Source organism: Kitasatospora sp. NPDC098663, from assembly GCF_044760075.1.
In the GTDB taxonomy this organism is placed as follows: Bacteria; Actinomycetota; Actinomycetes; order Streptomycetales; family Streptomycetaceae; genus Kitasatospora.
Genome location: NZ_JBIWAP010000015.1, coordinates 1 through 24,560, shown reverse-complemented (window position 1 = coordinate 24,560; position 24,560 = coordinate 1). Strand labels below are relative to the sequence as shown.

The 24,560-nt window shown below is 73.1% G+C and carries 19 protein-coding genes; 8 read left to right on the top strand and 11 right to left on the bottom strand.

The features are described 5' to 3' along the window. Positions 1-61 precede the first annotated feature (61 nt). The 10 genes from ACIQVZ_RS18260 to ACIQVZ_RS18215 form a co-directional block, all read right to left on the bottom strand. Positions 62-700, bottom strand: a complete 639-nt coding sequence (locus ACIQVZ_RS18260; protein WP_350886265.1) for a hypothetical protein — start codon at positions 698-700, stop codon at positions 62-64. Between the two features lie 270 nt (positions 701-970). Continuing rightward, complete coding sequence (locus tag ACIQVZ_RS18255; RefSeq protein WP_402451066.1) at positions 971-2,161, bottom strand: hypothetical protein; 1,191 nt, start codon at positions 2,159-2,161, stop codon at positions 971-973. A 124-nt stretch (positions 2,162-2,285) separates the two neighbouring features. Then, positions 2,286-3,650, bottom strand: coding sequence for a sugar porter family MFS transporter (locus ACIQVZ_RS18250; protein WP_402451064.1), 1,365 nt, complete (start codon positions 3,648-3,650; stop codon positions 2,286-2,288). 254 nt (positions 3,651-3,904) lie between these two features. Beyond that, positions 3,905-5,257 (bottom strand): phosphomannomutase/phosphoglucomutase, encoded by a 1,353-nt coding sequence (locus ACIQVZ_RS18245; RefSeq protein ID WP_350886306.1) that lies wholly within the window; start codon positions 5,255-5,257, stop codon positions 3,905-3,907. Between the two features lie 10 nt (positions 5,258-5,267). Beyond that, entirely contained in the window at positions 5,268-6,458 is a 1,191-nt protein-coding gene (locus ACIQVZ_RS18240; RefSeq protein ID WP_402451062.1) for a glycosyltransferase family 4 protein, read from the bottom strand. Positions 6,459-6,466: 8 nt separating this feature from the next. Next, the gene (locus ACIQVZ_RS18235) at positions 6,467-7,198 is read right to left on the bottom strand and encodes an NDP-sugar synthase (protein WP_402451060.1); all 732 of its coding nucleotides are present in this window, start codon (positions 7,196-7,198) and stop codon (positions 6,467-6,469) included. Positions 7,199-7,209: 11 nt separating this feature from the next. Then, positions 7,210-8,193, bottom strand: a complete 984-nt coding sequence (locus tag ACIQVZ_RS18230) for an NAD-dependent epimerase/dehydratase family protein (protein WP_402451057.1) — start codon at positions 8,191-8,193, stop codon at positions 7,210-7,212. Between the two features lie 277 nt (positions 8,194-8,470). After that, a complete protein-coding gene (locus ACIQVZ_RS18225; protein ID WP_350886253.1) occupies positions 8,471-9,673 on the bottom strand; it encodes a hypothetical protein in 1,203 nt (400 codons plus the stop codon). Positions 9,674-10,029: 356 nt separating this feature from the next. After that, entirely contained in the window at positions 10,030-11,427 is a 1,398-nt protein-coding gene (locus ACIQVZ_RS18220) for a hypothetical protein (protein ID WP_402451056.1), read from the bottom strand. Positions 11,428-11,616: 189 nt separating this feature from the next. Further along, positions 11,617-13,872, bottom strand: coding sequence for an RICIN domain-containing protein (locus tag ACIQVZ_RS18215; protein ID WP_402451054.1), 2,256 nt, complete (start codon positions 13,870-13,872; stop codon positions 11,617-11,619). Positions 13,873-14,113: 241 nt separating this feature from the next. On the opposite strand from ACIQVZ_RS18215, the gene ACIQVZ_RS18210 reads away from it, so the two are divergent. The 8 genes from ACIQVZ_RS18210 (at position 14,114) to ACIQVZ_RS18175 (ending at position 23,460) form a co-directional block, all read left to right on the top strand. Further along, complete coding sequence (locus ACIQVZ_RS18210; RefSeq protein WP_063345963.1) at positions 14,114-15,001, top strand: SIS domain-containing protein; 888 nt, start codon at positions 14,114-14,116, stop codon at positions 14,999-15,001. 101 nt (positions 15,002-15,102) lie between these two features. Beyond that, positions 15,103-16,053, top strand: a complete 951-nt coding sequence (locus tag ACIQVZ_RS18205; protein ID WP_402451053.1) for an ROK family protein — start codon at positions 15,103-15,105, stop codon at positions 16,051-16,053. After that, a complete protein-coding gene (locus tag ACIQVZ_RS18200; protein ID WP_402451051.1) occupies positions 16,050-17,000 on the top strand; it encodes a 1-phosphofructokinase family hexose kinase in 951 nt (316 codons plus the stop codon). The genes ACIQVZ_RS18205 and ACIQVZ_RS18200 overlap by 4 nt, the downstream gene beginning before the upstream one ends. A gap of 25 nt (positions 17,001-17,025) precedes the next feature. Further along, positions 17,026-17,886, top strand: a complete 861-nt coding sequence (locus tag ACIQVZ_RS18195; RefSeq protein ID WP_402451049.1) for a ketose-bisphosphate aldolase — start codon at positions 17,026-17,028, stop codon at positions 17,884-17,886. 50 nt (positions 17,887-17,936) lie between these two features. Next, positions 17,937-19,718, top strand: coding sequence for a beta-galactosidase family protein (locus ACIQVZ_RS18190; RefSeq protein WP_402451047.1), 1,782 nt, complete (start codon positions 17,937-17,939; stop codon positions 19,716-19,718). A 454-nt stretch (positions 19,719-20,172) separates the two neighbouring features. Continuing rightward, a complete protein-coding gene (locus tag ACIQVZ_RS18185) occupies positions 20,173-21,486 on the top strand; it encodes an extracellular solute-binding protein (protein WP_402451045.1) in 1,314 nt (437 codons plus the stop codon). 103 nt (positions 21,487-21,589) lie between these two features. Beyond that, the gene (locus ACIQVZ_RS18180) at positions 21,590-22,546 is read left to right on the top strand and encodes a carbohydrate ABC transporter permease (protein ID WP_402451042.1); all 957 of its coding nucleotides are present in this window, start codon (positions 21,590-21,592) and stop codon (positions 22,544-22,546) included. Further along, positions 22,543-23,460 (top strand): carbohydrate ABC transporter permease, encoded by a 918-nt coding sequence (locus ACIQVZ_RS18175; RefSeq protein ID WP_350886237.1) that lies wholly within the window; start codon positions 22,543-22,545, stop codon positions 23,458-23,460. The genes ACIQVZ_RS18180 and ACIQVZ_RS18175 overlap by 4 nt, the downstream gene beginning before the upstream one ends. Before the next feature lie 53 nt (positions 23,461-23,513). Here ACIQVZ_RS18175 and ACIQVZ_RS18170 read toward each other — a convergent pair whose 3' ends face one another. Beyond that, the gene (locus ACIQVZ_RS18170) at positions 23,514-24,272 is read right to left on the bottom strand and encodes a DeoR/GlpR family DNA-binding transcription regulator (protein ID WP_350886235.1); all 759 of its coding nucleotides are present in this window, start codon (positions 24,270-24,272) and stop codon (positions 23,514-23,516) included. Positions 24,273-24,560: the final 288 nt, after the last annotated feature.

Sequence of the window (24,560 nt, the reverse complement as noted above, 5' to 3'; positions counted from 1 at the left end):
ACGGGAAGCCGGCGGGACGTCGGGCGTCGCCCGGGTCGGGGTGTGCTCGGTGGCGCCGGGCTCAGTAGCGCTGGGCCTTCACCACGACCGGGACCAGGGCCAGGTCGGCCGGCTGGCGGCTGAAGGCGATCGGACTGGCCTTCCCGCCCGGGGCCAGGTTCTCGGCGCCGACGATCGCCGAGTCGACGGCGTGGCCCGACGCATCGGTGAAGTCCACCTGGACCGCGTAGGACGCGGCCTCGCGGGTGCTGTTGACGATGGTCACGACGGCGGCGTGGAGGCCGCCGGTGGTGGATCGCGGCACGCCGGTCAGGGTGACGTCGGAGGTGGCGTTGCCGGGGCCCTCCACGGTCTTGAGCACCTCGGTCGCCTTCGCCCGGTTCTGCGCCGCCTGCGCGTCCGCCGAGGCCTCGAACGCCGAGGCGGCGGCCGCCGCCGAGGCCGAGCGCGCGGCTACCGAGGCCGAGGCCGACTCCAGCGCGGAGGCGAAGGCGGAGGGCGGCTCCCCGGAGAAGCTCGACGGGTTGGGTGCCTGCGACAGCGTCGCCCCCGCCGCGTTCGTCGGCGTCGCGGGCCCGGACGAGCTCCCGGACGAGCACGACGCCACGAGGAGGACGGCCGCTCCTGCCGCCGCGGCCAGGGCGGCCACTCGTCGCGGCAGCCGGGGGCCGCCGCCCTGGCTGGTGTACAGCGTACGCATCACGCACAACCCTCCGGTCGTCCCGTCATCCGCTCGGCCGTCGGTGGGTACGTGCAAGCCCGCGGCCGCCCGGTTCGTGCTCTCCATGCTTTGTTCTGCACGCCCGGACCACGAGCGGTGCTGGGCCGTCCGGACGGCACGGAGCAGTTCCGGCGGTCGGCGGCGGCCGGGCGAGCCGCCGGTCCGGCGCCTGCCGCCTCCCCGGCCCGCGCCCTCCCGATGCTCAGGGCAAGATCCACGGACCGGCTCGACGCGACAGGACGGCTGCGGTCAGAGGAGCCGGTCGCGGTGGCGGGCGGCGGTTTCGCGGACGAGGCGGGCGAAGTTCTCGCGGCTCCGGTGCCGGTGCTGCTCGGCTCGTTCGTCGTCCAGGTGCGCGTCGTCCGGGTCCGCGGTGGCCGGGTCCGCGTCGTCGGTGCCGAGGTGCTCCTCGTCGAGGTCGTCGAACTCGGTGTGGAGGACCCAGCAGCCGTGGATGCCGGCGAGGAGGTCTTCGAGGAGGTCGCGGGCGGGGCGCCTGGGGTCGAGGGGGGTGAGGCGCAGGCCGGTGTCCTCCGGGTCGCTCTCCTCGTCGTCGGCGTAGTCGTCGGGGTAGTCGTCGAGGGCCCCGTCGAGGTCTTCGAGTTGTTCGCGCAGACCGGCGGGGTCGGGGAGGAGGCCGTCGGCGATGTGGAGGGCGTGGCGGACGAGGCCGGTGACGGCGTCGTGGGGGGTGTGTCCGGCGTCGAGGAGTTCGAGGACGAGGGTGGGGGTCTGGTGCGGGAGGTCCTCGATGCTGTCGGCTTCGAGCAGGACGGCGGTGGCGTCGTGGCCGGAGGCGTCGGCGGCGACCTCGGCCGCGGCGGCGAGCCAGTGCGCGGCCGCGACGGCGGCGGCGGTCGGGTCGACGTCGGAGAAGAGGGCGAGGGAGCCGAAGGGGTTCTGCTCCAGCAGGTGGTCGGCGGCGGCGACCTGGACGGGGGAGGCGTCCTCGCGGCTGAGCAGGACGGCCTGCTGGGCGCGGCCGGTGAGGTTGCCGAGTTCGGCGCTCTCGACGGCGGTGAGTTCGCTGACGGTCTCGGCGAGGACGGCCTTCGTCAACTCGGGTTGGTCGAGGGCGTGCAGGGCGCGGCCGGCCTGGTGGGCGGATTCCAGCAGGGGGCTGTAGGAGACGGTGAGCAGGCCGCCGTGGGGCAGGTTCGGCGCGGCCACGGCTTCGGCGACCTCGCTGAAGGTGTCGCGTTCCTGTTCGCGGCGCCAGCCTTCGGTATCGGGTTCGAGGGAGCCGGCGGCGCTGGCGGGGTGGGTGTAGGTGCGCCAGGCCGCCTCCGACAGGCGGGTCAGCGCGCCGGCCAGACGCAGGAGCGTGGCGCCGGCCGCGTCGGCGGGGAGGGCGGTGATCCGGGTGGCGAGGTCGCCTTCGCCGGTTCCCCAGGTGGCGATGAGCTCGTGCCGGTTCGGGTCGACGCTGTAGCGGGTCATGATGCCTACCTTCGGGGACGCGCGGCTGATTGCTCGGCTGACGGCAATTCTGGCGCATCGTCAGGTGGCGGCGGGCGAAGCCCAGCCCGGGCGCGAGCGCGGGAGCCTCGCGCCCGGTCCCGTTTCACAGCAGCAATCGGCCCCGGGTCTCGGGCATCCAGCGGGCCAGGGCCAGGGCGGACGCCGCGCTGATCGCCGCGTACACACCGAACGCCCCGCCGAGCGACAGCTCCTGCACGAGGGGGAGGAACGTGGTCGCCACGACGAAGTCGGTTCCCCAGTGGGCCGCGGTGGCCAGACTCATCAGGACTCCGCGGGCACCCGCCGGGTAGATCTCGGCGATGTAGACCCAGAAGACGGCGGCGGGGCCCACCGCTCCCGCCATGATGAAGACGCACAGCAGCGCTGCGGTCGGCGCCCCCGTGTGCCCGAGCGGCTGCGCCACCGCGATGCCGACGGCCGCGACCGCCATGACCAGCAGTCCTCCGATCATCGTCTTCCGGCGGCCGACCCGGTCGAGCAGGGCGATGGTGACGACGGTGGCGGCCACGTTGCACAGTCCGACCAGGACGGCTCCCCGGATGCCTGCGGCGGCGGTCATGCCGCTTCCGCCCAGGATGGTCGGCACGTAGTAGATCGCGGTGTTCAGACCGGTCAGATGGACCAGGACGGCGATCGCCAGTCCCAGTGCGACCCAGCGGGGACCGGCCAGCGCGCAGGCCTGCCGGAGGGTCGCGGCGGGGGCGGCGGTCGGCCGTGCGACGGTCGCGGTCGCGGGGCCGGCGGTGGGCCGTGCGGCGGTCGCCGTCGCGGGGCGGCCACCGGGGCGGACGGCTGCGCCGCCCGGGTCGGGCGGAGACAGGCGCCGGGCGGCGCTCACCGCCCGGGCGGTGTCTCCCCTGGAGTGCAGCCAGTCCGGCGACTCGGGCACCAGGCACATGCCGGCCAGCAGTACGCACGCGGGCAGGAGCCCGAGGGCGAGCATCCAGCGCCAGGCCCCCGCGGGTTCCAGGAGATAGGCCACCACGTAGGACAGCAGGAGCCCGATCGTGATCATGAGTTGGTTCAGTGTGACGAGCGCGCCGCGCCGGGCGGGCGGAGAGATCTCGGAGATGTACAGCGGGACCGCGAACGAGACGGCCCCCAGGGCGAGTCCGACGAGGAACCGCCCGGTGAGGAGCGTGGTGGGGCCCGAGGCCGCCGCCGAAGCCGCCGTCCCGAGGGCGTACACGGCCGCGGCGGCGCCGATGACCGGCCGGCGCCCGAACCTGTCCGCCAGCCGCCCGCTGGTGAGGGCGGTGAGCGCCGCGCCGAGGAGGGCGGCCGACACCACCGCCCCCTGCTGCCACGGCGACAGGGCGAAGGTGGGGGCGACCAGCCGCAGGACTCCGGCGATCACCCCGATTCCGTAGCCGAACAGCAGCCCTCCGACGGAGGCGACGCCCACGGTCAGCAGCCGTGCGGCGCCCGGGGGGACGGGCGCCGTCATGGCGACACCCCCGCGCCGCCGTCGACATGGTCGTAGGACGGGGCCAAGCCCATGGGATGCCCTTCTTCGAAGTGCCGTAGGCGGGGGTGGGCCGGGGCCGATCGGGTCGCCGGGAATCCGCCGCCCACGCCGATGACCGACCCCGGACGCCGAGCCGAGGCGATCACCCGCTTCGCGAGCCGAGAGCAGACTACCGGCGTCACCGGCCGACCGGCCGCAACCCGAGCGCCGCCTGACCCATCGTCAGAAACGTCTTACGGTCGGATCAACGCGAGGACCTCGTCCCGGAGGTGCTCCATGGTCTCCTGGTCGTGCGCCTCCACGTTGACCCGAAGGACCGGTTCGGTGTTCGAGGGGCGCAGGTTGAACCGAATTCCGCCCGGCAGGCCGACCGTCAGACCGTCGAGCCGGTCCGTGGTCACCCCGGCCCGGTGCCGGTAGCGCTCCTCCACCTCCCGGATCGTGGCCGCGACGTCGGCGACGACGCAGTTGAGTTCACCGGACAGCGCGAACCGGCTGTGCGCGGCGATCACGGCGGACAGCGGCCGGTCCTGTCCACCGAGGGCGGCCAACACGTGGAGCGCGGCGAGCATGCCGCTGTCGGCACGCCAGAAGTCCCTGAAGAAGTAGTGCCCGGAGTGCTCTCCGCCGAACACCGCGTCGTGCTGCGCCATGAGCGCCTTGACGTGGGAGTGCCCCACGCGGGACCGGAACGGGCGTCCGCCGTGGCGGCGGATGCTCCGCACCGTGGCCTCCGCGGTGATCAGGTTGTACACGACGGCCGAGCCGGGGTGCCGTGCCAGCTCCCGGCCCGCGATCAGGCTGATGACGGCGGACGGTGAGACCGGCCGACCGCCTTCGTCGACGAAGAAGCAGCGGTCGGCGTCACCGTCGAAGGCGAGTCCGATGTCGGCCCCCTGCCGGCGGACTTCGGCCTGGAGGTCGACGAGGTTCCTGGGGTCGATGGGGTTGGCCTCGTGGTGGGGGAACGTGCCGTCGAGCTCGAAGTAGAGCGGGACGAGGTCGACGGGCAGGCCCGCGAAGACCTCCGGGGCGGTCAGGCCGGCCATGCCGTTGCCCGCGTCGGCGACGACCTTGAGGGGCCGGATCCCGGTGAGGTCGACGAGCTGCCGCAGGTGGGCCGCGTACTCCTTGAGGAGCGGCCTTTCCGTACGGGTGCCGGGGTCCGCGGCGGGTGCGGCGCGTTCCCCCGCCACGAGCCAGTCGCGGATCCGGCCGAGGCCCGTGTTCTCCCCCAGGGGGGCCGCGCCGCTCAGGCACAGCTTGATGCCGTTGTCCTTCGCGGGGTTGTGGCTGGCGGTGATCATGGCGCCGGGAAGTCCGAGCGATCCACTGGCGTAGTAGAGGTAGTCGGTGGAGCCGAGCCCGGCGTCGATGACGTCGGCACCGGCCCGGCGGGCGCCGTCGCCGAACGCCCGCACCAACATGGCCGAGGACGGGCGCATGTCCCTGGCCACCACCACCTGCGGGGCGTTGGTGAAGCGTACGAAGAGGCCGCCGACGCGTTCCGCGACCTCACCGTCGAGTTCGGTGGGGACTTCCCCGCGGATGTCGTAGGCCTTGACCAGTCGCGCGTAGTCGGACACGGTCACCCCTTCACGAGACCGGGGCCGCGGACGCCGACCGCCGGCGACGCGCCAGGGCCGCCCGGTAGCCGTCCAGGGTGTCCGCGACCATCCTGCGGCTGCTGAACTCCCGTTCCGCCGTGGTGTACGCGTTGGCCGCCAGCTCGGCGGCCAGCGCCTCGTCGGTGAGCACCCGCAGCATCCCGTCGGCCAGTGCGGGCGGGTCGGCCGCCGGCACGAGCAGGCCGTCGACGCCGTCGGTGATGACGTCGCTGATGCCGATGACGCGGGTGCCGACGACGGGCTTGCCGGCGCGCATCGCCTCGACCACGCTGAACGGAAGCCCCTCCGCCAGGGAGGGCTGGACCACCAGATCCGCCGCGGCGTAGACGGCGGGCATCGTCTCGGCCCCGAAGTCCTGGCGGAGGGTGACCAGTTCCGCCACACCGCCGCGTTCGAGCCGGCTCCACACGCTCTTCTCGTACGCGTAGTCCGAGACCCTCCCCGACAGGAGCACCCGCACCCCGGGCAGCTCCGCCGCGACCAGGGGCAGTGCCGAGGCCAGGTCGAGCTGCGCCTTGCGGGCGGACATCCGGCCCGGGAGGACGACCAGCCGCTGCTCGGGGGCGACGCCGAGTTCGGCGCGCAGTGCGGAGCGCAGGTTCCGGGCCACGTGGTCCGGCGGCGCGTCGGGAACGCCGTTGTGGACGAGCCTGATGCGGTCGGCGGGGGCGCCGAAGCGGGCGGCGCGCTCGGCGAAGAAGCGGCTGGGGACGAAGTGCATGTCGACGGGCAGGGTCCGGTACGACAGCAGGCACCGGCCACGGCCGAACCGCTCCAGGTCGGGGCTCTGCTCGTGCAACGAGCACACCAGCGCGGCGTCCGATTCGAGCGCCACGATGCTCGCGAGGATCAGCGCCTCATGGCTGTTGGCGTGGACGACGTCGAAGCTCTCGCCCTGGAGCACGGCCCCCAGTTCGTCGAGGACGGAGTACTGCATCTGCCGCCATCTCACCTTGTCCCGCGCGTCCACGCGGTCCGCGAAGTCGCGCAGCCGCACGACCCGCCCCGCGTCCTCCGCGCGCTCCCCGGGCAGGTCGTCCAGCCATGACCCGTCGGTCGCGATGACGACCTCGTGGCCGTCGGCCACGAGCCCTTCGCACAGCAGCCGCGCATAGGTCTCGGCCCCGCCGTGCAGGGGCTCGTAACTGGAGGTCAACATCAGGACTTTCATCGGTCCGCCCTTTCGGTGAGCCAGGGAATGAGCCCACGGCCGGCGTCCTCGCCGGCCTCGCGCAGCGAGTCGGGGGTGCCCACGTCCCGCCAGTAGCCGGTGAGCCGGTGCGCCCCCACGCGTTCGCCGGCGGCCATCAGCGCGGGGGCGAGCTCCCTGGCGTAGTCGTAGACGACGTCCTCGGGGACGTGCGCGATGATGCGGGGGTCCAGGCAGTAGACCCCGGCGCTGATCCAGTGCGTCTCGTCGTCGGGGACGTCCGGCTTCTCCCGGGCGCCGCGGATCCGGCCATCGGGGTCGATGTCCAGCACGCCGTAGCGGCGGGCCTGCCGGATCCGCGTACAGGCGAACGTCAGGGCGTAGCCGCCGCGGGTGTGCGCGTCGACGAGCCGTTGGAGCGGCTCGCCCATGATGACGTCGCAGGACGTGACGAGCACGGCGTCGAAGGCGGCCAGTTCCTCGTGGAACAGGCGCAGCGCCCCGGCGGGCCCGGTGAGGCGGGGCTCGGTCCGGGCGTGGACGGGCACCTTCGCCGTGGTGCCGTCGAGGAAGCGGAGGACCTGTTCGGCCTGGTAGTGCAGATTGAGGTAGACGTCCGTGACGTCGGTCTCGGCGCACCGGTCGAGCAGGTGCCCCAGCAGCGGCTTGCCCGCCAGGGGCAGGAGCGGCTTGGGCGTCCGGGCGGTGAGTGCTCCCATCCGGCTGCCGCGCCCGGCTGCCAGGATCATCCCCGCCAGCCTCATCCGGTCTGCCCCGCCTCGGCGGAGTCCGTCTTCTGGAGGGGGCGTGCGGTCAGCCAGGACACGACGGAGTCGACCCCGTCCTCCAGCGTCGTCCCGGCGGTCCAGCCCAACTGGGCCTGGGCGCGGGAGGGATCCAGGCACCCCCTGCGCACTTCTCCCGCCAGCGGCGGCCCGAAGCGGGGCGGCAGCGAACGGCCGGTCCGCTTCTCGACCGCCTGATGGATGTCCAGGACCGAACTCTCCTGGCCCTTACCGATGTTGATCAGACCGTGGCCCTGGTCCACGGCCCGCACGAACGCATCGGCCACGTCGCTCACATGCACGTAGTCGCGGGTCTGCAGGCCGTCCCCGTTGATGACGCAGGTCTGCCCGGAGAGCATGCGCTGCGCGAAGATGGAGACGACTCCCGCCTCACCGAACGGGGTCTGGCGGGGGCCGAAGACGTTGCCGAGGGCGAGCGCGACGTAGTCCAGGCCGTAGGTCTCGTGGTAGAGGCGCAGGTAGTCGACGGCGACGGACTTGGTCAGCCCGTAGAAGGAACTGGGCACCCGGCCTGCGGACTCCTTGATGGGCACCCCGTCCTCACCGGCGGGCCCGTAGATCGTCCCGCCGCTGGAGGCGAACACGACCTTGCGGCTGCGGCTGCGCCGCGCCGCCTCGAGCATCCGGACCAGGCCGATGACGTTGACCTGGGCGTCCAGCAGGGGATCGCGCATCGACACCTTCACGCTGAACTGCGCGGCCAGCAGCAGCAGCACCTCGGGCGCGAAGTCCTCCACCGCGGCCGCGGTGGACTCGTCGACCACGTCGGCCGTGAGAATGCTCAGCTCGGGCCAACGGGCCTCGCTCTCGGCGAGATTGGCCCGATCGCCGGTGGAGAAGTCGTCCACCACCAGGACGCGGTGTCCCTGGGCGCACAACCGGTCGACGATGTGCGAGCCGATGAACCCGCCGCCACCCGTGACGACAACCTTGCTCATGCCTTGGTCCCCTCTCGTGGTTCGCCAATGTGGTTCACATCCGGATCCGCCGGATCACGCCGCTGCATCACGCCGGCGGATCCGCAGAGCCACGCCGCAGCCGGGCGTCGTCCTGGAGGGTGCGCGGGCCGCCGGCTGCCGGGGACACGGGTGCCGCGGTGGCGGCGGCCGTGTCCCCGGCCCGCACGACACGGTCGGGGAAGTGGCCGGGGCGCGACGCCCGAGTGGCCGTGAGTTCCTCTTCCGATGTCTTTCCGATTCTCGGCCCTCCGGGCCCTTACGCGGCGCCCTTCTTGATGCGGTATCCGACGGCCGTCACGGGGTTGTCGACGAACATGCGGTGAACCGCCGTGTCGTCGAATCCGATGGAGAGAATGTTCTGCCGCTGCTGCTCATAACCGCTCGACCCCGCGGCCACGGCCCCGTCGTCGCGCAGCCACAGCGGATTGTGGTCACTCCGGGACAGCGGCTCCTGGGCCATCGTGGCGACCTCGGTGTGGTCGGTCAGCGCGATAAGGCGGTCCACGCCCAGGTATTCGACGGTGCGCCGGCAGATTTCGAGGTCGACGTGGTACCCGTCGAAGTTGATGCACGGGTACAGGAGGGACTCGCGTGCGGAGCGCAGCATTTCGGCCGGAACAGGGCCGAGCAGTTCCCGGAGGTCGGTCTTGTCCCAGTCGGGATCGAGCACCCGCCGCAGTTCGACTTCGCGGTTGACCCGCTCCTGCGGCGTGCGCCAGGAATGCGTGAAGTTCCGCGGGGTGTCGTTGTACAGATGGTCGGTCAGGACCAGGTACGGGGAGGAGTCGTAGCGGCTGTGCAGGAATTCGAGCACTTCCCGCAGTCGGACGGCACTGCGCTCGGGCGCCTCCCGGTGGAAGTGCCCCACGGCGATCCGGAGCCCCTGCTCGTAGAAGCTGGTGAGCAGGTCGGCGAAGGTGGGGCCGGCGTCGATGCGCTCGTCCAGGGCCATGGCGTCGGGCGCCATCACGATGTAGCGCAGGCCGAGCGGGCCGAGGGACGCGATGACGTCCCATTCCTTCGCCGACGGGAACCACCGTCCGGCCCGGGGTATCCCTCCCTGCGGCCCCAGCAGCGGGCCCTCGATCGCGAAACCGGCGATGTTGGGAACCGCGTTCGCCTGTTCGAGCCGGTGGTACTCCTGGAGGACCTCCACCAGGCGGGGGAGATTCTCCCGCCGCAGGTAGACGGTCGGCAGAATTCCGTACTCACGGGATTCCGCAGCCTTCTGGACCTCGGGGAGGTCCTCGGGCGAGATGGTCGAGAAATCGAAGTCATCGATTCCGTGGAAGTGGTAGAGAAGGGCCTTCACTTTTACCCTCGTTCCGTCTCGGACTATTCCTTGGACGGTTGGATTGGGTGCCGTCTCCACAGATACGGCTATCGACTTCCTGAGGCTTTTCTGATTGTCACGATCGACCTCACGAGTCGTCGCCGGGAGCAGCACGTCCTGCTGCAAACTCCGTGGACTGGCCTGCGGATGACACGGCAGCGCCAAAAGAACGGAGACTGTACGTACAAGCATCCGTCGCCCGAGGGTTGTTGAAAACCAAATCCTGGACAGTGTCCTGAAGTCACTGCGGCCTGGCGCACCTTGATGCCTTGACAGTGGTCGTACAATTCGGGGTAAGTATGTGGTGATTATGTGCTGGCGACGCCGGGCGGCACGGTTCTCGCCCGAACGCTGTTACGGGTGTTGCCATTGTTCCTCCCCGCCGGATCATGCTTTTCGCGGCCGGGATGACCGGTGATCCGGCCCTTCACCGGCGGATTCCGGAACCCGCCTGGTCAGCACCCGTAACAGCCCGTCCGGCGTCAGTGCGTGAGGAGCCGGCGGAGGAAGACGTCCGAGACGTGGTTGGTGTCGCCGGGGACGAGGGTGCCGTCCTCGGAGGTGAACAGCACGGCGCTGCCGGAGGCGTCGGTGTACGGGTTGTCCGAGGTGCCGGTGCTCGCCGTGCCGTCCTCGGCCGCGCCGGCGAGTTCGACGGCTCCGGTGGCGAGGTCGCGGCGGAACACGTTCTGCCGCCCGCCGTCGACGCCGGGGACGAGGTTGCCGGCGTCGGAGACGAAGTAGACCCAGCGGTCGTCGTAGGACATGGTGCCGCGGCCGGCGGAGCCGACCGTGGTGGTGCCGGGCAGCGGGGTGGTCACCCTCGTCACGGTGCCGGTGCGCAGGTCGCGGGTGTAGAGCTCCTGGTGGCGGTTGAGGATCGGCCCGCCGGGCGCGTCGAGGGTGTAGACGGCGTACTGCCCGTCGGGGCTGAGGGTGGCGTCCAGGCCGGTGTCGGCGAGTTGGCCGGCGGGGTCGGTGCTCGCGCCGCTGATCACCCCGGTGTGCTGGTCGAACACGTAGAAGGGGTAGGAGGCGTGCCCGAGGATCGCGGGGGAGTCGTGGTCCGTGTGGTCCCCGGGGGCTGCGGGGGTTGCGGAGGCCTGGGTGGGAGCCGGGAGCAGGTTGTACGCGCGGGACTTGAAACCGATGACGCGGCCGTCGGCGCTGATCGAGGGCAGGTAGGAGTCGCCGTTGCCCGGTTTGCCGTTCACCCCGAGGGTGACCAGGCGGGTGGTGCCCTCCCGGCGGTCGGTGACGTAGATGTTCTCCTTGGTGAAGGCGCCGACCGGCGCGAGGTCGGTCCGGGAGGAGGAGAAGGCCACGAAGCGGCCGTCCCAACTGGCCACCGCGTCACGGGAGATGCGGCCGTCCTGGCCGGTGGCGGCCGGGTCGCCGGCGGTGATCAGCTCGGTGACGCCGTCCCGGAGGTCGCGGAGGTAGACCTCCCCGCCGCTGTTGGCCCGGTGGCCGGGCAGCACGTTGGTGGCCTTGGTGCTGAACGCGACGAAGCGGCCGTCGCCGCTGATCGAGGCCTGGGTGGTGGGGGCGTCGAGCTGGGCGCCGTCCGCACCGACGCTGACGCGTTGGGTGCGGCCGCTGCGCAGGTCCCGGACGAAGACGTCCGTCACCCCGTTGGTGTCGCCGGGCACCAGGTTGGTCGCGTCCGAGGAGAACAGCGCGTAGCGGCCGTCGGCGCTCAGCCCCAGGGCGGCGGACGCGCCGTCCGGCTGGGCGCCGTCGAGGCCGACGCTCACCCGGACGATCCCGCCCGTGCGCGGATGCGCTTCGGCGGCCGGTGCGGCGAGGCCGGCCAGTACGGCGGCGAGCAGGGCGCAGCCGCCGCGCAGCAGCCCGCGCCGGGGGTGTGTGGTGGTCATGAGGTGGGGTCCTCCCCTTGGTGAGTGACGACGGCGCGGGCGGTGCCACCCTGGTGGGTGGCACCGCCCGCGCAACTGGCTGGGGAGAGCCAAACGCCCGGCGGACCGGAGGTCAACGGGCCCGCTTCCGCACTGGCAGATTCTCGCCAACTGACCTAGGGGGAAGGGAGGTTGGATACTGCTGGATGGTCAGTCGACGGCCCAGAGCTGGAGGGGGGATCCGGTGTCGGGCTGCTGGGTGGTCCGGGCGCCGTCGGCGGTGGAGGCGGTGGTGAGGAGCAGACCGCTCTTCTGGGAGGTGATCCGGTAGCCGCCGGCGGCCGGGGTGAGCTGCCAGCGCTGGTTGCCGCCGCCGGTGCAGGCCCACTGGATCACCTTGGCGCCGGCGGAGGTGGAGCCGCCGTCGACGTCCATGCACAGGTGCGACTCGCCGTTGGCGATCTGGTAGCTGCCGTCCGCCTGCCGGGTGAGCACCCAGGTCTGGTTCGGGCCGCCGTTGGGGGCCCAGGTGACCAGCTGGGTGCCCTGGGCGGTGGAGTGGCCGGGGTCGTCGAGGGCCTTGCCGGCGGCGGTCAGGGTGTGGGTGCCGTCCAGCGGGGGGTTGGGCGCGGTGCCGGTGGCGGTCAGGGTGAGGGTCTGCTCGCCGGGGCCGCGGGTGCCGCCGACGGGGTTGCCGGTGGTGTCGGCCCAACTGCGGGTCGGGGTGGTCTCGGTGGACCGGCTGTCGGTGGAGGAGAGGCCGAGGACGAGTCCGCTGTAGCGGTTGACGAGCTTGAACGTGCCGGTGGCGGTTCCGTCGGCGGACTTCCCGGGGATGACGAACCACTGCTGGCCGACGGTGGGCCCGCCCGGGCCGGCGGCGGTGGCGGTGGGGCGGGCGCCCCAGGCGCGGCCGGCGGTGGCGGTGGAGTCGACGCCGAGCAGGCGGCCGGTGGCGGCGTTGGTGATCCGGTAGGAGCCGTCGCCGTTGGTGGCGAAGCTCCAGGACTCCAGGGCGGAGCCGGTGCCGGCGGCCAGCGAGGTGGTGGCCGGGCCGCCGGCGACCTGGGCGAGGACCCGGCCGTCGGCGTTGCCGATCCGGTAGGTCCTGCCGGGGTCGACGGGGGGAGCGGCGGGCGCGGAGCCGTTGATCGTCACGTCCACGTACTCGCCGGACGCGCCGTTGGAGCAGCCGAAGGCGCAGTACGAGCGGAAGGTCTTGCCGACGACGGTGCTGTTGGTGCGGTTGGCGCTGTCGAGGAACCAGCGGTACCAGGACGCGGTGTGGTAGCCGCCGGTGTCGCCGATCGGCACCCACTTCTGGCTGGCGAGGTCGGCGGTGGCGTAGTACTGCTGGGGCGCCGAACCACTCTGGTCGACGGCCTGCGGCTCGGCGATGTAGAGCCCGAGGTAGGCGTTGTAGGTGATGTCCATGACGAACAGCGGTGAGGTGGGGGGCATCGTGCCGGCCGCGACCTGCTGGGCCACGGTGCCGGTGTTCGCCGGGTCGTACTCGTCGGCGACCGGGGTGTAGCCGGTGGGGTGGGCGGAGTCGGCGGGCACCAGGTTGCTCTCCCGGCCGCCGGTGCCGGGCTGCGACCACGCGCCGTCGTACCACTTCTGCCACGAGTCGGGTGCCATCTTGGCGGCGATCGGGGCCCGGGCGACGTGTTCGTGGAAGGCCTTCCAGCTGCCGCCCTTGTCGACGATCCGCGAGCCGTAGAAGACGTAGAAGTAGCCCGAGGCGGTGTCGACGAAGAGGCGCTGGTCGCCGTCCCCGTAGTCGAAGGTCTGGTTCGGGAAGGCCGCGGTGTCGCCCCGCCGGGTGCTGTAGGGCGAGGTGATGGCGTGGTCCTTGATGGTCCACGTCCGGCCCTGGTCGCTGGAGACGGCGTAGTCGATGGCGTCGAAGTGGAGTCCGTCGCCGAAGGGTTGCGGGGTGAACTCGTTGTGCACCAGCCCGTACCAGTCGCCGGTGTCCGGGTCGACCCAGATGCCGGAGAGGTCGCAGTAGTTCTTCTGGGCGTAGCCCGACCCGGCGGGCGCGGAGGTCGAGGTGAGGCCGGTGGGGCTGTTGTTGCAGCGCCAGGTGGTGTCGTTGTTGCGGTCCTTGGGGTTGGCGGGGTTGACGGCGTTGCTGAGCGCGCTCGACCGGGTGGCGGAGTCGAAGTCCGTGCCGGTGAAGAAGTCCCAGTACCGCGGGTCGTTCGCGCCGTAGAGCGCGGCGGACTGCTGGAAGTAGAAGGTGCCGTCCTTGTCGGTGTACGGGACGGCGGGGGTGTCGGTGGGGTGGCCGTAGCCGACCGGCTTGCCGACGCTCACGGTGTACGGGGCGGTCGACGGGCCGCCGGCCGGGGCGGCCGACGGTTCGGGGGCGGCCGACGCGGACGGGGCGAGGCCCGCGCTCAGCGCGAGGAGGGCGGGGGCGAGGACGGCGGCGAGTGCTCTGCGGGGTGGGGCGGACACGAGGTCTCCTTCGGTGCTGCACCGTCGGGGCGGGGTGGGCGGTGCTTCTCGGGCCCGCCGGTCGTCGTTGGGGGCGCGACCGCCGAGGCCGACGATGGCATGCAGTATCCGGCCCTCCTGCGCGCAACTGTCAACACCTCTGAGCAACAAATTGCGCAGACGGGTTCCATGGAGTGCTTGAAGATGCTTGAATCTGGCCAGAAAGAAGCAGGTATCAGCAACTATCACGTGGAGGTGGCCGATGGCGACCCATGTCGAGGCCGAGATCGCCAGCCAGCCGGACTGCTGGCGCCGAGCGGCGGAAGTCGCGGCGGCGGAGTGCACGGCGCTGCCGGAGGCCGGTGAACGGGTCGCGGTGATCGGTTGCGGGACGTCACTGTTCATGGGTCAGGCGTACGCCGCCATGCGGGAGTCGAGCGGACAGGGCGTCACGGACGCCTTCGCCGCCTCCGAGTTCCCGGGCGTGCGCTCGTACGACCGCGTGATCGCGCTGACCCGCTCCGGCACCACGACCGAGGTCCTGGCCCTGCTGGAGCGGGTGCGCGGAAAGGTCCGCACCGCGGCCGTCACCGCCGACCCGCGGACGCCCGTGATGACCGCCGCCGACGACATCGCCGTGCTGGACTTCGCCGACGAGCGGTCCGTGGTGCAGACCAGGTTCGCCACCACGGCGCTCACCCTGCTGCGGGCCCACCTGGGCCTGCACACCGAGGCGGTGGAGGCCGACGGCCGGGCGGCCCTGGCGGAGCCGCTGCCCGAAGGCCTGGTGGACTGCACCCAGTTCACCTTCCTCGGCACCGGCTGGACGGTCGGGCTGGCGAACGAGGCCGGCCTCAAACTGCGCGAGGCCGCGCTCGCCTGGAGCGAGGCGTACCCGGCGATGGAGTACCGGCACGGCCCGATCAGCATCGCCGCGCCGTCCACCGCCACCTGGATGCTGGGCGCCGCACCGGTGGGCCTGGCCGAGCAGGTCCGGGGCACCGGCGCCCGCTGGATCGAGGGCCGGCTCGACCCGCTCGCCGAACTGGTGCGCGTCCACCGGCTGGCCGCCGCGCTGGCCGCCGCGAAGGGCCTGGACCCGGACCAGCCGCGCAACCTGACCCGGTCCGTGGTGCTCGCCGACTCATGACCGACCAGCCTCGGCTCACGACCGATCAGCCCCGGCTCACGACCGGCCGGCGTCAGCCCGTGCCCGACCGGCGCCAGCCCATGACCGACCGATGCCAGCCCATGACCGGGCAGCGCCTGGTCGTCGCCGTGGACGTCGGTGGCACTGGCATCAAGGCCGCCCTGCTCGACCGGGAGGCGGCCGTCCGGTACCAGGTACGGCGCGCCACCGGGCGCGAACGGGGCCCGGAGGCCGTCGTGGCCACCATCGTCGACCTGGTCGCGGACGTGCGGCGGGAGGCCGGGCGGCAGGGCGCGGAGGTCGACGCCGTCGGCCTCGCCGTTCCCGGCATCGTCGACGAGGCCACGGGGACGGGCGTCTACTCCGCCACGATCGGCTGGCGGGACGTCCCCTTCCGGGAACTCGTCGCCGAGCGCACCGGCCTGCCCGTGGCCGTCACCCACGACGTGCGCGCCGGCGGCGTGGCCGAGGCCCGGCTCGGAGCCGGGCGCGGCGAGGAGCGCTTCCTGTTCGTCCCGGTCGGCACGAGCATCGCCGCCGCCGTGATGACCGGCGGCCGCGCCCTGCCCGGCGCGCACCACCGGGCCGGGGAGATCGGCCACCTCGTGGTGCGCCCGGGCGGGGAACCGTGCGCCTGCGGGGCCCGGGGCTGCGCCGAGACCTACGCCTCGGCGGCCGCCGTGGCGCGGCGCTACACCGAGGCCACCGGCCGGCCGGCCCTCGCACCGGAGGTGGCGCGGCTGGCCGCCGAGGGGGACGGGGCGGCCGGCGCCGTCTGGCAGGAGGCGGTCGACGCCCTGGCCGACGCCCTGCTGACGGCCGTCCTGGTGCTGGACCCGCCGCTGGTCGTCCTGGGCGGGGGCCTCGCCGAGTCCGGCGACCTGCTGCTCGCCCCGCTGGCCGCCGCGCTGGCCGCCCGCGCCCGGATCCAGGTCGCGCCGCGCCTGGTGCCCGCCGCGCTCGGCGACCAGGCCGGCTGCCTGGGCGCCGGACTGCGCGCCCTGGACGCCGCGGCCGGCCGCGCGGCCCCGGAAGGGAGCCCGGCGCCGTGATCGTCACCGTGACCCCGAACCCCGCCCTGGACATCACCTACGGCGTGCCGGCGCTGCGCCCGCACACCAGCCACCGGGTGGCCTCCGTCCACGAACAGGCCGGCGGCAAGGGCGTGAACGTGGCCCGGGTGCTGCACGGTCTCGGGCGGCGCACCACCGCCGTCCTGCCGCTCGGCGGGCCCACCGGCGCGGCGCTGCGGGCCGACCTCGACCGGGCCGGCATCGCCTGCCTGGGCGTCCCGCTCGCCGCCGGCACGTCGACCCGGCGCACCGTCGCCGTGGTCGACGCCGTCGACGCCACCGTGCTGAACGAGCCCGGACCGGAGCTCTCCGCCGAGGACTGGACGGCCCTGCGTACCGCCGTGCGCGGCCTGCTCCCCACCGCCCGGGCCCTGGTGCTGTCCGGGAGCCTGCCGCCGGGCCTGCCGGGCGACGCCTACGCGGACCTGGTCCGCCTCGCCCACGCGCAGGGCGTGCCGGTCGTCCTGGACGCCGACGGCGCCGCGCTCACCGGGGCACTGGCGGCCGGGCCCACGGCCGTCAAACCGAACGCGGTCGAACTGCGCCGCGCCACCGGCATCGCCGACCCGCTCCGCGCGGCACACGCCCTCGTCGACGCCGGCGCCCGGGCGGTGGTCGCCTCGCTCGGCCCCGACGGGCTCCTCGCCGTCACCCCGGACGGCAGCTGGCGGGCCCGCCTGCCCCCGGAGACCGACGTGCGGGGGAACCCGACCGGCGCGGGGGACGCGGCGGTCGCCGCGCTGGCCGAGGCCCTCGCCGACGGCACGCCGTGGCCGGCGGCGCTGGCCCGCGCGGTGGCCCTGTCGGCCGCCGCCGTCCAGGCCCCGTACGCCGGCCGATTCGACCAGCAGGCCTACGACGGCCACCTCCCGCTGGTCCGGGTCACCCCGGCCACGCCCCCCGCCGGCTCAGCCCCTTCCGACTGAACAGCCCCACCCGACAGGAGAGTTCATGCCCCTGGCAGCCACCGGCGGCCTCGTCGCCCGGGCCGCGGCCCGGCACGGCGCCGTCGCCGCCTTCAACGTCATCACCCTGGAGCACGTCGAGGCCGTCGTCTCCGCCGCCGAGACCGCCGGCACCGCGGTGATCCTCCAGGTGAGCGAGAACGCGGTGCGCTTCCACGGCGGGCGGCTGGCCCCGCTCGCCGCGGCCGCCGTGCGCTGCGCCGAGCCCAGCACCGTCCCGGTGGCGCTGCACCTGGACCACGTGAAGACCGGCGTCCTGCTCCGCCAGGCCGCCGAATGCGGGTTCAGCTCGGTGATGTACGACGCCGCGCACCTGCCCTACGCGGAGAACGTCGCCGCCACCCGCGAGGCCGCCGTCTGGGCGCACGGCGCCGGGCTCTGGCTGGAGGCCGAACTCGGCGAGGTCGGCGGCAAGGACGGCCGGGGGCCGCTGGACGCCCACGCACCGGGAGCCCGCACCGACCCCGCAGAGGCGCGGCGCTTCGTCGAGGAGACCGGCGTGGACGCCCTCGCCGTCGCCGTCGGCAGCTCCCACGCGATGACCTCCCGCGACGCCAGGCTCGACCACGACCTGCTCGCCACCCTGCACGCGGCCCTCGACGTCCCGCTCGTCCTGCACGGCTCCTCCGGAGTCCCCGACGACGAACTGCGCCGCGCCGTCCACGGCGGCATAGCCAAGGTCAACATCGGCACCGCCCTGAGCATCGCCATGACGACCGCCGTCCGGTCCCACCTGGCGGCGGACGAGCGGGGCGTCGACCCCCGCGCGTACCTGGCCGCGGGCCGCGGGGCGATCACCGAGGCCGTCGGCCGGCTCCTGCCCGTCGTCGCGGGGACCGCCGGATGACCGCGCCCCGGCCGACCCCGTCCCCCGAACCACCCCCACGAGGACCGCTCATGCTCCAGATCGACCGGACCGGGTTCACGCTCGACGGGCGCCCCCTGCGCCTGCTCTCCGGCGCCCTGCACTACTTCCGCAGCCTGCCCGGGCAGTGGCCGCGCCACCTGAGGATGCTGCGGGCGATGGGCCTCAACACCGTGGAGACGTACGTCCCCTGGAACCTGCACGAGCCCCGCCCCGGCGTGTACGACTTCACCGGCATCGCCGACCTGGAGGCCTTCCTGCGGGCCGCCGCGGACGCCGGACTGCACGCGATCGTCCGCCCGAGCCCCTACATCTGCGCCGAATGGGAGAACGGCGGCCTGCCCTGGTGGCTCCTGGCCGAACCGGGCACGGCGGGCCGCGGCCTGCCGCTGCGCACCAGCGACCCGCGGTTCCTGGCCCACGTCGACCGCTGGTACGACACGCTGATCCCGATCCTGGCGGCGCACCAGACCACGCGCGGCGGAAACGTCCTGATGGTCCAGATCGAGAACGAGTACGGCTCCTACGGCACCGACCGGGCCTACCTCGCCCACCTCGCCGACGGTCTGCGCGCCCGCGGCATCGACGTCCCGCTCTGCACCTCCGACGGGCCGGAGGACTTCTTCCTCACCGGCGGCGCCCTCCCCGGCCACCTCGCCACCGTCAACTTCGGCAGCCGCGCCACCGAGGCCTTCGCCGAGCTGCGCCGCCACCGCCCCCAGGACCCGCCGATGTGCATGGAGTTCTGGAACGGCTGGTTCGACCACTGGGGGGAGCCGCACACCACCCGCCCGGCCGAGGACGCCGCCGCCGCCCTGCGCGAGATCCTGGCGGCCGGGGCCTCCGTCAACCTCTACATGGCCCACGGCGGCACCAACTTCGGCACCTGGGCGGGCGCCAACACCGCGGACCCGCGTACCGGCCGGGGCTACCAGCCGACCGTCACCTCCTACGACTACGACGCCCCGCTGGACGAACGAGGCGCCCCCACGGCCAAGTTCCGGGCCTTCCGCGAGGTCCTGGCGGCGTACGCGGACGGCCCGGTGCCGGAGCCCGAGGAGCTCCCGGCCACGCTGCCGGCGTGCCGGGTGGAGCTCGACCGGGCCCTGCCGCTGGCGGACGTGGTGGACCACCTGTCCACCGGCGAGGTCCGCTCCGCCGTCCCGCTCTCCTTCGAGGAACTCGGCCTCGCGCACGGCCTCGTCCGCTACCGGACCACCATCCCCGGCCCGCGCACGGCGTACCCGCTGACCGTCGAGGGGCTCGCCGACCGGGCCCACGTCCGCGTCGACGGCACCCACCTCGCCACCCTGGAACGCGACGTCGAGCACGAGCCCCTGCTCGTCCCGGTGCCCGGCGCGGGTGCCCGGCTGGAGCTGCTGGTGGAGTCGATGGGCCGGGTCAACTACGGCGCCGGGATCGGCGATCGCAAGGGGATCGCCGGGGCCCTGCACACCCAGCAGTACCTGCACGGGTGGACGGCCGACCCGATGCCGCTGGCCGACGGGACGCCGGACCGGCTCCCGTGGGACGCGGCCGGCGCCCCGGCCGGCGGCCCCGGCGCGGCCTTCCACCGCGGCACCTTCGAGGTCGGGGAGCCCGCTGACGGCTACCTGGCGCTGCCGGGCTGGGGCAAGGGCTACGTCTGGGTCAACGGCTTCCTGCTGGGCCGCTACTGGGACCGCGGACCGCAGTGCACGCTCTACCTGCCCTGGCCGGTTCTGCGCAGCGGGACGAACGAGATCACCGTCCTCGAACTCGACCGGTCCGGCGAACCCGCCGTGCACCTGGTGGCCCGGCCCGACCTGGGCTGACACCCCGTGCACCCGGCCCGCCGCCTGGCCGTCCGCGCGACGGGCCGTGTCGAAACCGAGACCGCTTCGTGCTCCGAAGCCCTAGGAAGATGCTCGATATTGAGCAATACTCATCCGAACTGCGCACCATAGAGCAGGGGGTGGTCCGATGGGCACGCGGCCACCGACGCCCGGACCGGGCCCGGACCAGGATCCGGCCCCGGCCCTGGATCCGGCCCTGGATCCGGCCCCGGAGCCGGACCCGGTCCGGTGAGGAAGCCGCCGACGCGCGGCGGCACTCCCGGCCGGCCCCGGAACCTCCGGAACCCGGGCACCCTGCCGACCCCCACCGCACCCCACCCCCACCGCACCGCACCGCACCCTCACCGCACCGCACCCGCTCGCGCCAGCCGCCGTCCACCCGACGCCGCGCCGCGATGGCCGAGGGCCAGTACACGTAAAGGACGAGATCCTCATGGCGAAGACACGAATCCGCACCCGCCTGCTGGCCGCCGCCGCGACGCTGCCGCTGCTCGCCGGCATCGCGGCCTGCGGCTCGGGCGGTGACGGCGCCTCGGGCGGCAAAGGCTCCGCCGAGGTCACGTTCTGGGGCTGGGCGCCGGGCTACGAGGAGGCGGTGGCCCAGTACAACGCGGCCCACCCGGACGCCAAGGTCAAGTTCGAGAAGATCGTGTCGGGCAGCAAGGGCGGCTACGCCAAGATCTTCGCGGCCGTCAAGGCCGGCAACGCCCCCTGCCTGGCCCAGGTCGGCTACGAGTCGCTGCCCAGCTTCGTGGTGGAGGGCGCCGTCCAGGACGTCAGCGGCGAGGCCGGGCAGTACCAGTCGCAGTACGGGGACGGCGCCTGGAACGCGGTGAAGGTCGGCGGCCAGGTGTACGGCATCCCGGTCGACGTGGGCCCGATGGCGCTCTACTACCGCACCGACCTGTACGCCCAGTACGGCCTGAAGCCGCAGGCCACCTGGGAGGAGTTCGCCGCAGACGCCGCCAAGGTGCACGCCGCCAACCCCAACGGGTACCTGAGCGTGTTCAACCCGGACGACCCGTGGTGGTTCGCCGGCATGTCCGCCCAGGCCGGCGGCAGTTGGTTCGGCACCGACAGCAAGGGCTGGAAGGTCTCGCTCGCGGGCGACCCGGCCACCGCCAAGGTCGCGAAGTACTGGCAGGGCCTGATCGATCAGGGCCAGGTCAAGTCCGAGCAGGGCTTCAGCCCCGACCTCTACAAGGACCTCCAGGACGGCACGCTCGCCGCCTACCCCGGCCCGGTCTGGTTCTCCTCCATCCTCGAACAGAACGCGGCGCAGGCGTCCGGCAAGTGGGCGGTCGCCCCGATGCCGCAGTGGCAGGACGGTGCCAAGTTGGTCGGCAACGACGGCGGTTCGTCCACCGCGGTGGTCAAGGGCTGCAAGAACACCGCCGCCGCGCTGCGCTTCGCCAACTGGATGAGCACCGACGCCGCCGCCGTCGGCACCCTCGTGGACAAGGCCGGCATCTACCCCGCCTCCACCGGCGGCACGTCGGTGCCGGCGCTGGCGAAGCCGAGCGCCTACTTCGGCAACCAGCCGATCTTCGACGTCTTCAAGCAGGCGACGGTGCAGGCCCCCAAGTGGAGCTGGGGCCCGACCATGACCCAGACCTCCAGCGACCTCACCGACGCCTTCGGCGCGGCCGTCGCCGCCCACGGCGACCTGACGGCGGCGCTGGGCACGGTGCAGAACAAGACCGTCGACGCGATGAAGTCCAAGGGGCTGACGGTCACCGCCGGCTGACCGGCTCGCCGGCGGACCCCGCGCGGTCCGCCGGCCCGGGCGCGTCCGACACCCCCGACGCGCCCGAGGGACCGACCACCGCCCGCACGAGAGAGAACCCCAGATGAGCGCAGCAACCCCGGCGGCGCCGGGCCGCACCGCCCCGAAGGCCGCCACCGCACGACGGAAGCCGTCCCGCAACCGCGCGGCCCTCGGCTTCCTGGCCCCCTTCGGCCTGCTGTTCACCGTCCTGTTCCTGCTGCCCATCGGGTACGCGCTCTGGCAGAGCCTGTACCGCGTGGAGCGCTCCGGCCTCGGCTTCGGCCCGGCCAGAACGGTCTTCGCGGGGCTCGACAACTACACGGCGGCCCTGGGCGACGGCTCGTTCCTCGCGGGCGTCGGCCGGGTGCTGCTCTTCGGCGTGGTCCAGGTCCCGGTGATGCTCGGACTGGCCCTCGGCCTCGCCCTGCTGATCGACGCCAAGGGCACCCGGCTGCGGAAGTTCTTCCGGCTCGCCTACTTCCTGCCGTACGCGATCCCGGGTGTCGTGGCCACCATCCTCTGGGCGTTCCTCTACCTGCCCGGTACCAGCCCGCTCGTCGCCGGACTGAGGGACATCGGCATCGACGCCGACTTCCTCTCCTCCGGCACCGTCCTGTGGTCGATGGCCAACATCGTCACCTGGACCTGGACCGGCTACAACATGCTGGTCATCCTCTCCGCCCTGCAGGCCATCCCCAGCGAGCTCTACGAGGCCGCCGACCTCGACGGCGCCGGCCCCTGGCGGACCGCCTGGCACATCAAGATCCCGCTGGTGGCCCCCGCCCTGGTGCTGACCGGGATCTTCTCCATCATCGGCACCCTCCAGCTCTTCACCGAGCCGATGGTCCTGCACTCGCTGGCCTCGACCGTCTCCGCCGACTACACGCCCAACATGGCGGCGTACAACGCGGCGTTCGGCACCAACGACTACGGCAAGGCGGCGGCCATCGCCGTCCTGCTGGCCCTGGCCACCTGCGTCCTGTCCTTCACCTTCCTGCGCCTCTCGGTGCGCATCACCGGAAACCGGGTGACCGCATGAGCACCGCCGACCTCCGCCGCCCCGAGACCGCCGGCCCGGCGCGCCGCCGCCCCGCCGGGCCCGCCCCACTGGGCGCCCCCGGCCGCCGGCCGCGCCCCAACGTCCTCGGCACGGCCGTCCTGTTCGTGCTCTCCGCCTACTTCCTGCTGCCCGCCTGGTGGCTGCTGGTGGCCTCCACCAAGAGCAGCAGCGACCTGTTCGGCAGCGGCGGCTTCTGGTTCTCCACCCTCCACCTCGGCGACAACCTGCACGACCTGGCCACCGCCAACAACGGGCTCTACTTCCGCTGGCTCCTCAACACCGTGCTGTACGCGGGCGTCGGCGCCGCGGCCGCCACCCTGCTCGCGGCGATGGCCGGCTACGCGCTCACCAAGTACCGGTTCCGGGGCCGCGAGGCGGTGTTCAACACGATCCTCGCCGCGGTGCTCGTCCCCGCGCCGCTCCTCGCCCTGCCGGTCTACCTGCTGCTGTCCAAGGCCCAGCTGGTCAACACCGTCTGGGCGGTCCTGCTGCCCAGCATGGTCAGCCCGTTCGGCGTCTACCTCAGCCGGATCTACGCCGCCGCGTCCGTCCCGGACGAGATCCTGGAGGCCGCCCGGATGGACGGCGCGGGGGAGTTCCGGATCTTCTTCACGGTGGTCCTGCGGATCTTCTCGCCGGCGCTGGTGACCATCTTCCTGTTCCAGTTCACCACCATCTGGAACAACTTCTTCCTGCCGCTGGTCACGCTCTCCGACCAGAAGCTCTGGCCGGTCAACCTCGGCCTCTACTACTGGAACGGCCTGCGGGACCACACCCCGTACAACCTGGTCGTCACGGGCTCGCTGGTCTCGGTCGTCCCGCTGGTCGTGGCCTTCCTGCTGCTGCAGCGGTTCTGGCGCACCGACCTGACGGCGGGCGGCGTCAAGGCCTGAACCGGGCCCGGGGCGTGGTCGGTGGATCAGGCCACCCCCGGGCCCGTCGGCGGTCAGGCCCGCAGGACCCGGACGCCGCAGCCGGTGACGGCCCGCTGCTGCGCGTCCGTCAGGCCGTCGTCCGTCACCAGGTCGTGGACGTCGGAGAGCGGGCAGATCCGGGCGAAGGTGACCTTGCCGACCTTGGTGCTGTCGGCCAGCACGACCGAGCGCGCGCTGCTGCGCAGGAACGCCCGGTCGGTCTGGGCCTCCATCTCGTCGTGCGTGGTGCAGCCCTCCTGCGCCGTCAGGCCGTCGACCCCGATGAAGGAGATGTCCAGGTGGTACTGCGAGAGCATCCGGTCGGCGGCCGGGCCGACCAGTTCGTAGCTGGCCGTGCGGGCGATGCCGCCGATCACCACGAGACGCACCTCGGGGCGGACGATCAGGTCGGCGGCGATGTTCACCGCGTTGGTCACGACGGTGATGCCGCTGCGCTCGGCGAGCACCCGGGCGAGCTCGCTGGTGGTGGTGCCGCCGCTGAGGCCCACCACCGCCCCCTCCGGCACGAGTTCGGCCGCCGCCAGGGCGATCCGGCGCTTCTCCTCCCGCTGCTTCTCGCCGCGGTGGCGCAGCGGCAGTTCGAGGTTGACCGAGCCGGTCACCGCGCCGCCCCGGGTGCGGTGCAGCAGCCCCTGCTCGTGGAGCTCCTGGAGATCGCGGCGCACGGTCGCGGTCGAGACGTCCAGGAGTTCGGCGAGCGCGTGCACATCGGCGCTCCCCGCTTCGGTGACGTGCGAGAGGATCCGGGTAGCGCGATCAGCTTTGAGCATGACGCGATTCTAGCCCGGTCGGGAGCCAAACCCCTGGGTGGCGCCGGGTCGGGCTGATTCCGGCGAGCAGGTCGCAGGTCTGGTCGTCCGCTCGAATCTGACTATCATGGCTATGAAACAAGCAACTTCACTCAGTTCTACGGCTGCCTGGCGCAGCGCCGGAGGTGACCGCGTGACAGCGGACCGCATGTCCCTGGCCGGCGCCCGGCTGGTCCTGCCCGGCGGCGTCGTCGAGGGCGGCCGCCTGGCCGTCGAGGGCGACCGGATCGCCGGCCTCGGAGGCGAGAG

Coding starts and splice junctions, on each gene's coding strand:
- ACIQVZ_RS18260 (WP_350886265.1), bottom strand. CDS start 700: ATGCGTACGCTGTACACCAGCCAGGGCGGCGGCCCCCGGCTGCCGCGA.
- ACIQVZ_RS18255 (WP_402451066.1), bottom strand. CDS start 2,161: ATGACCCGCTACAGCGTCGACCCGAACCGGCACGAGCTCATCGCCACC.
- ACIQVZ_RS18250 (WP_402451064.1), bottom strand. CDS start 3,650: ATGACGGCGCCCGTCCCCCCGGGCGCCGCACGGCTGCTGACCGTGGGC.
- ACIQVZ_RS18240 (WP_402451062.1), bottom strand. CDS start 6,458: ATGTTGACCTCCAGTTACGAGCCCCTGCACGGCGGGGCCGAGACCTAT.
- ACIQVZ_RS18235 (WP_402451060.1), bottom strand. CDS start 7,198: ATGATCCTGGCAGCCGGGCGCGGCAGCCGGATGGGAGCACTCACCGCC.
- ACIQVZ_RS18230 (WP_402451057.1), bottom strand. CDS start 8,193: ATGAGCAAGGTTGTCGTCACGGGTGGCGGCGGGTTCATCGGCTCGCAC.
- ACIQVZ_RS18220 (WP_402451056.1), bottom strand. CDS start 11,427: ATGACCACCACACACCCCCGGCGCGGGCTGCTGCGCGGCGGCTGCGCC.
- ACIQVZ_RS18210 (WP_063345963.1), top strand. CDS start 14,114: ATGGCGACCCATGTCGAGGCCGAGATCGCCAGCCAGCCGGACTGCTGG.
- ACIQVZ_RS18205 (WP_402451053.1), top strand. CDS start 15,103: ATGACCGGGCAGCGCCTGGTCGTCGCCGTGGACGTCGGTGGCACTGGC.
- ACIQVZ_RS18195 (WP_402451049.1), top strand. CDS start 17,026: ATGCCCCTGGCAGCCACCGGCGGCCTCGTCGCCCGGGCCGCGGCCCGG.
- ACIQVZ_RS18190 (WP_402451047.1), top strand. CDS start 17,937: ATGCTCCAGATCGACCGGACCGGGTTCACGCTCGACGGGCGCCCCCTG.
- ACIQVZ_RS18185 (WP_402451045.1), top strand. CDS start 20,173: ATGGCGAAGACACGAATCCGCACCCGCCTGCTGGCCGCCGCCGCGACG.
- ACIQVZ_RS18180 (WP_402451042.1), top strand. CDS start 21,590: ATGAGCGCAGCAACCCCGGCGGCGCCGGGCCGCACCGCCCCGAAGGCC.
- ACIQVZ_RS18175 (WP_350886237.1), top strand. CDS start 22,543: ATGAGCACCGCCGACCTCCGCCGCCCCGAGACCGCCGGCCCGGCGCGC.
- ACIQVZ_RS18170 (WP_350886235.1), bottom strand. CDS start 24,272: ATGCTCAAAGCTGATCGCGCTACCCGGATCCTCTCGCACGTCACCGAA.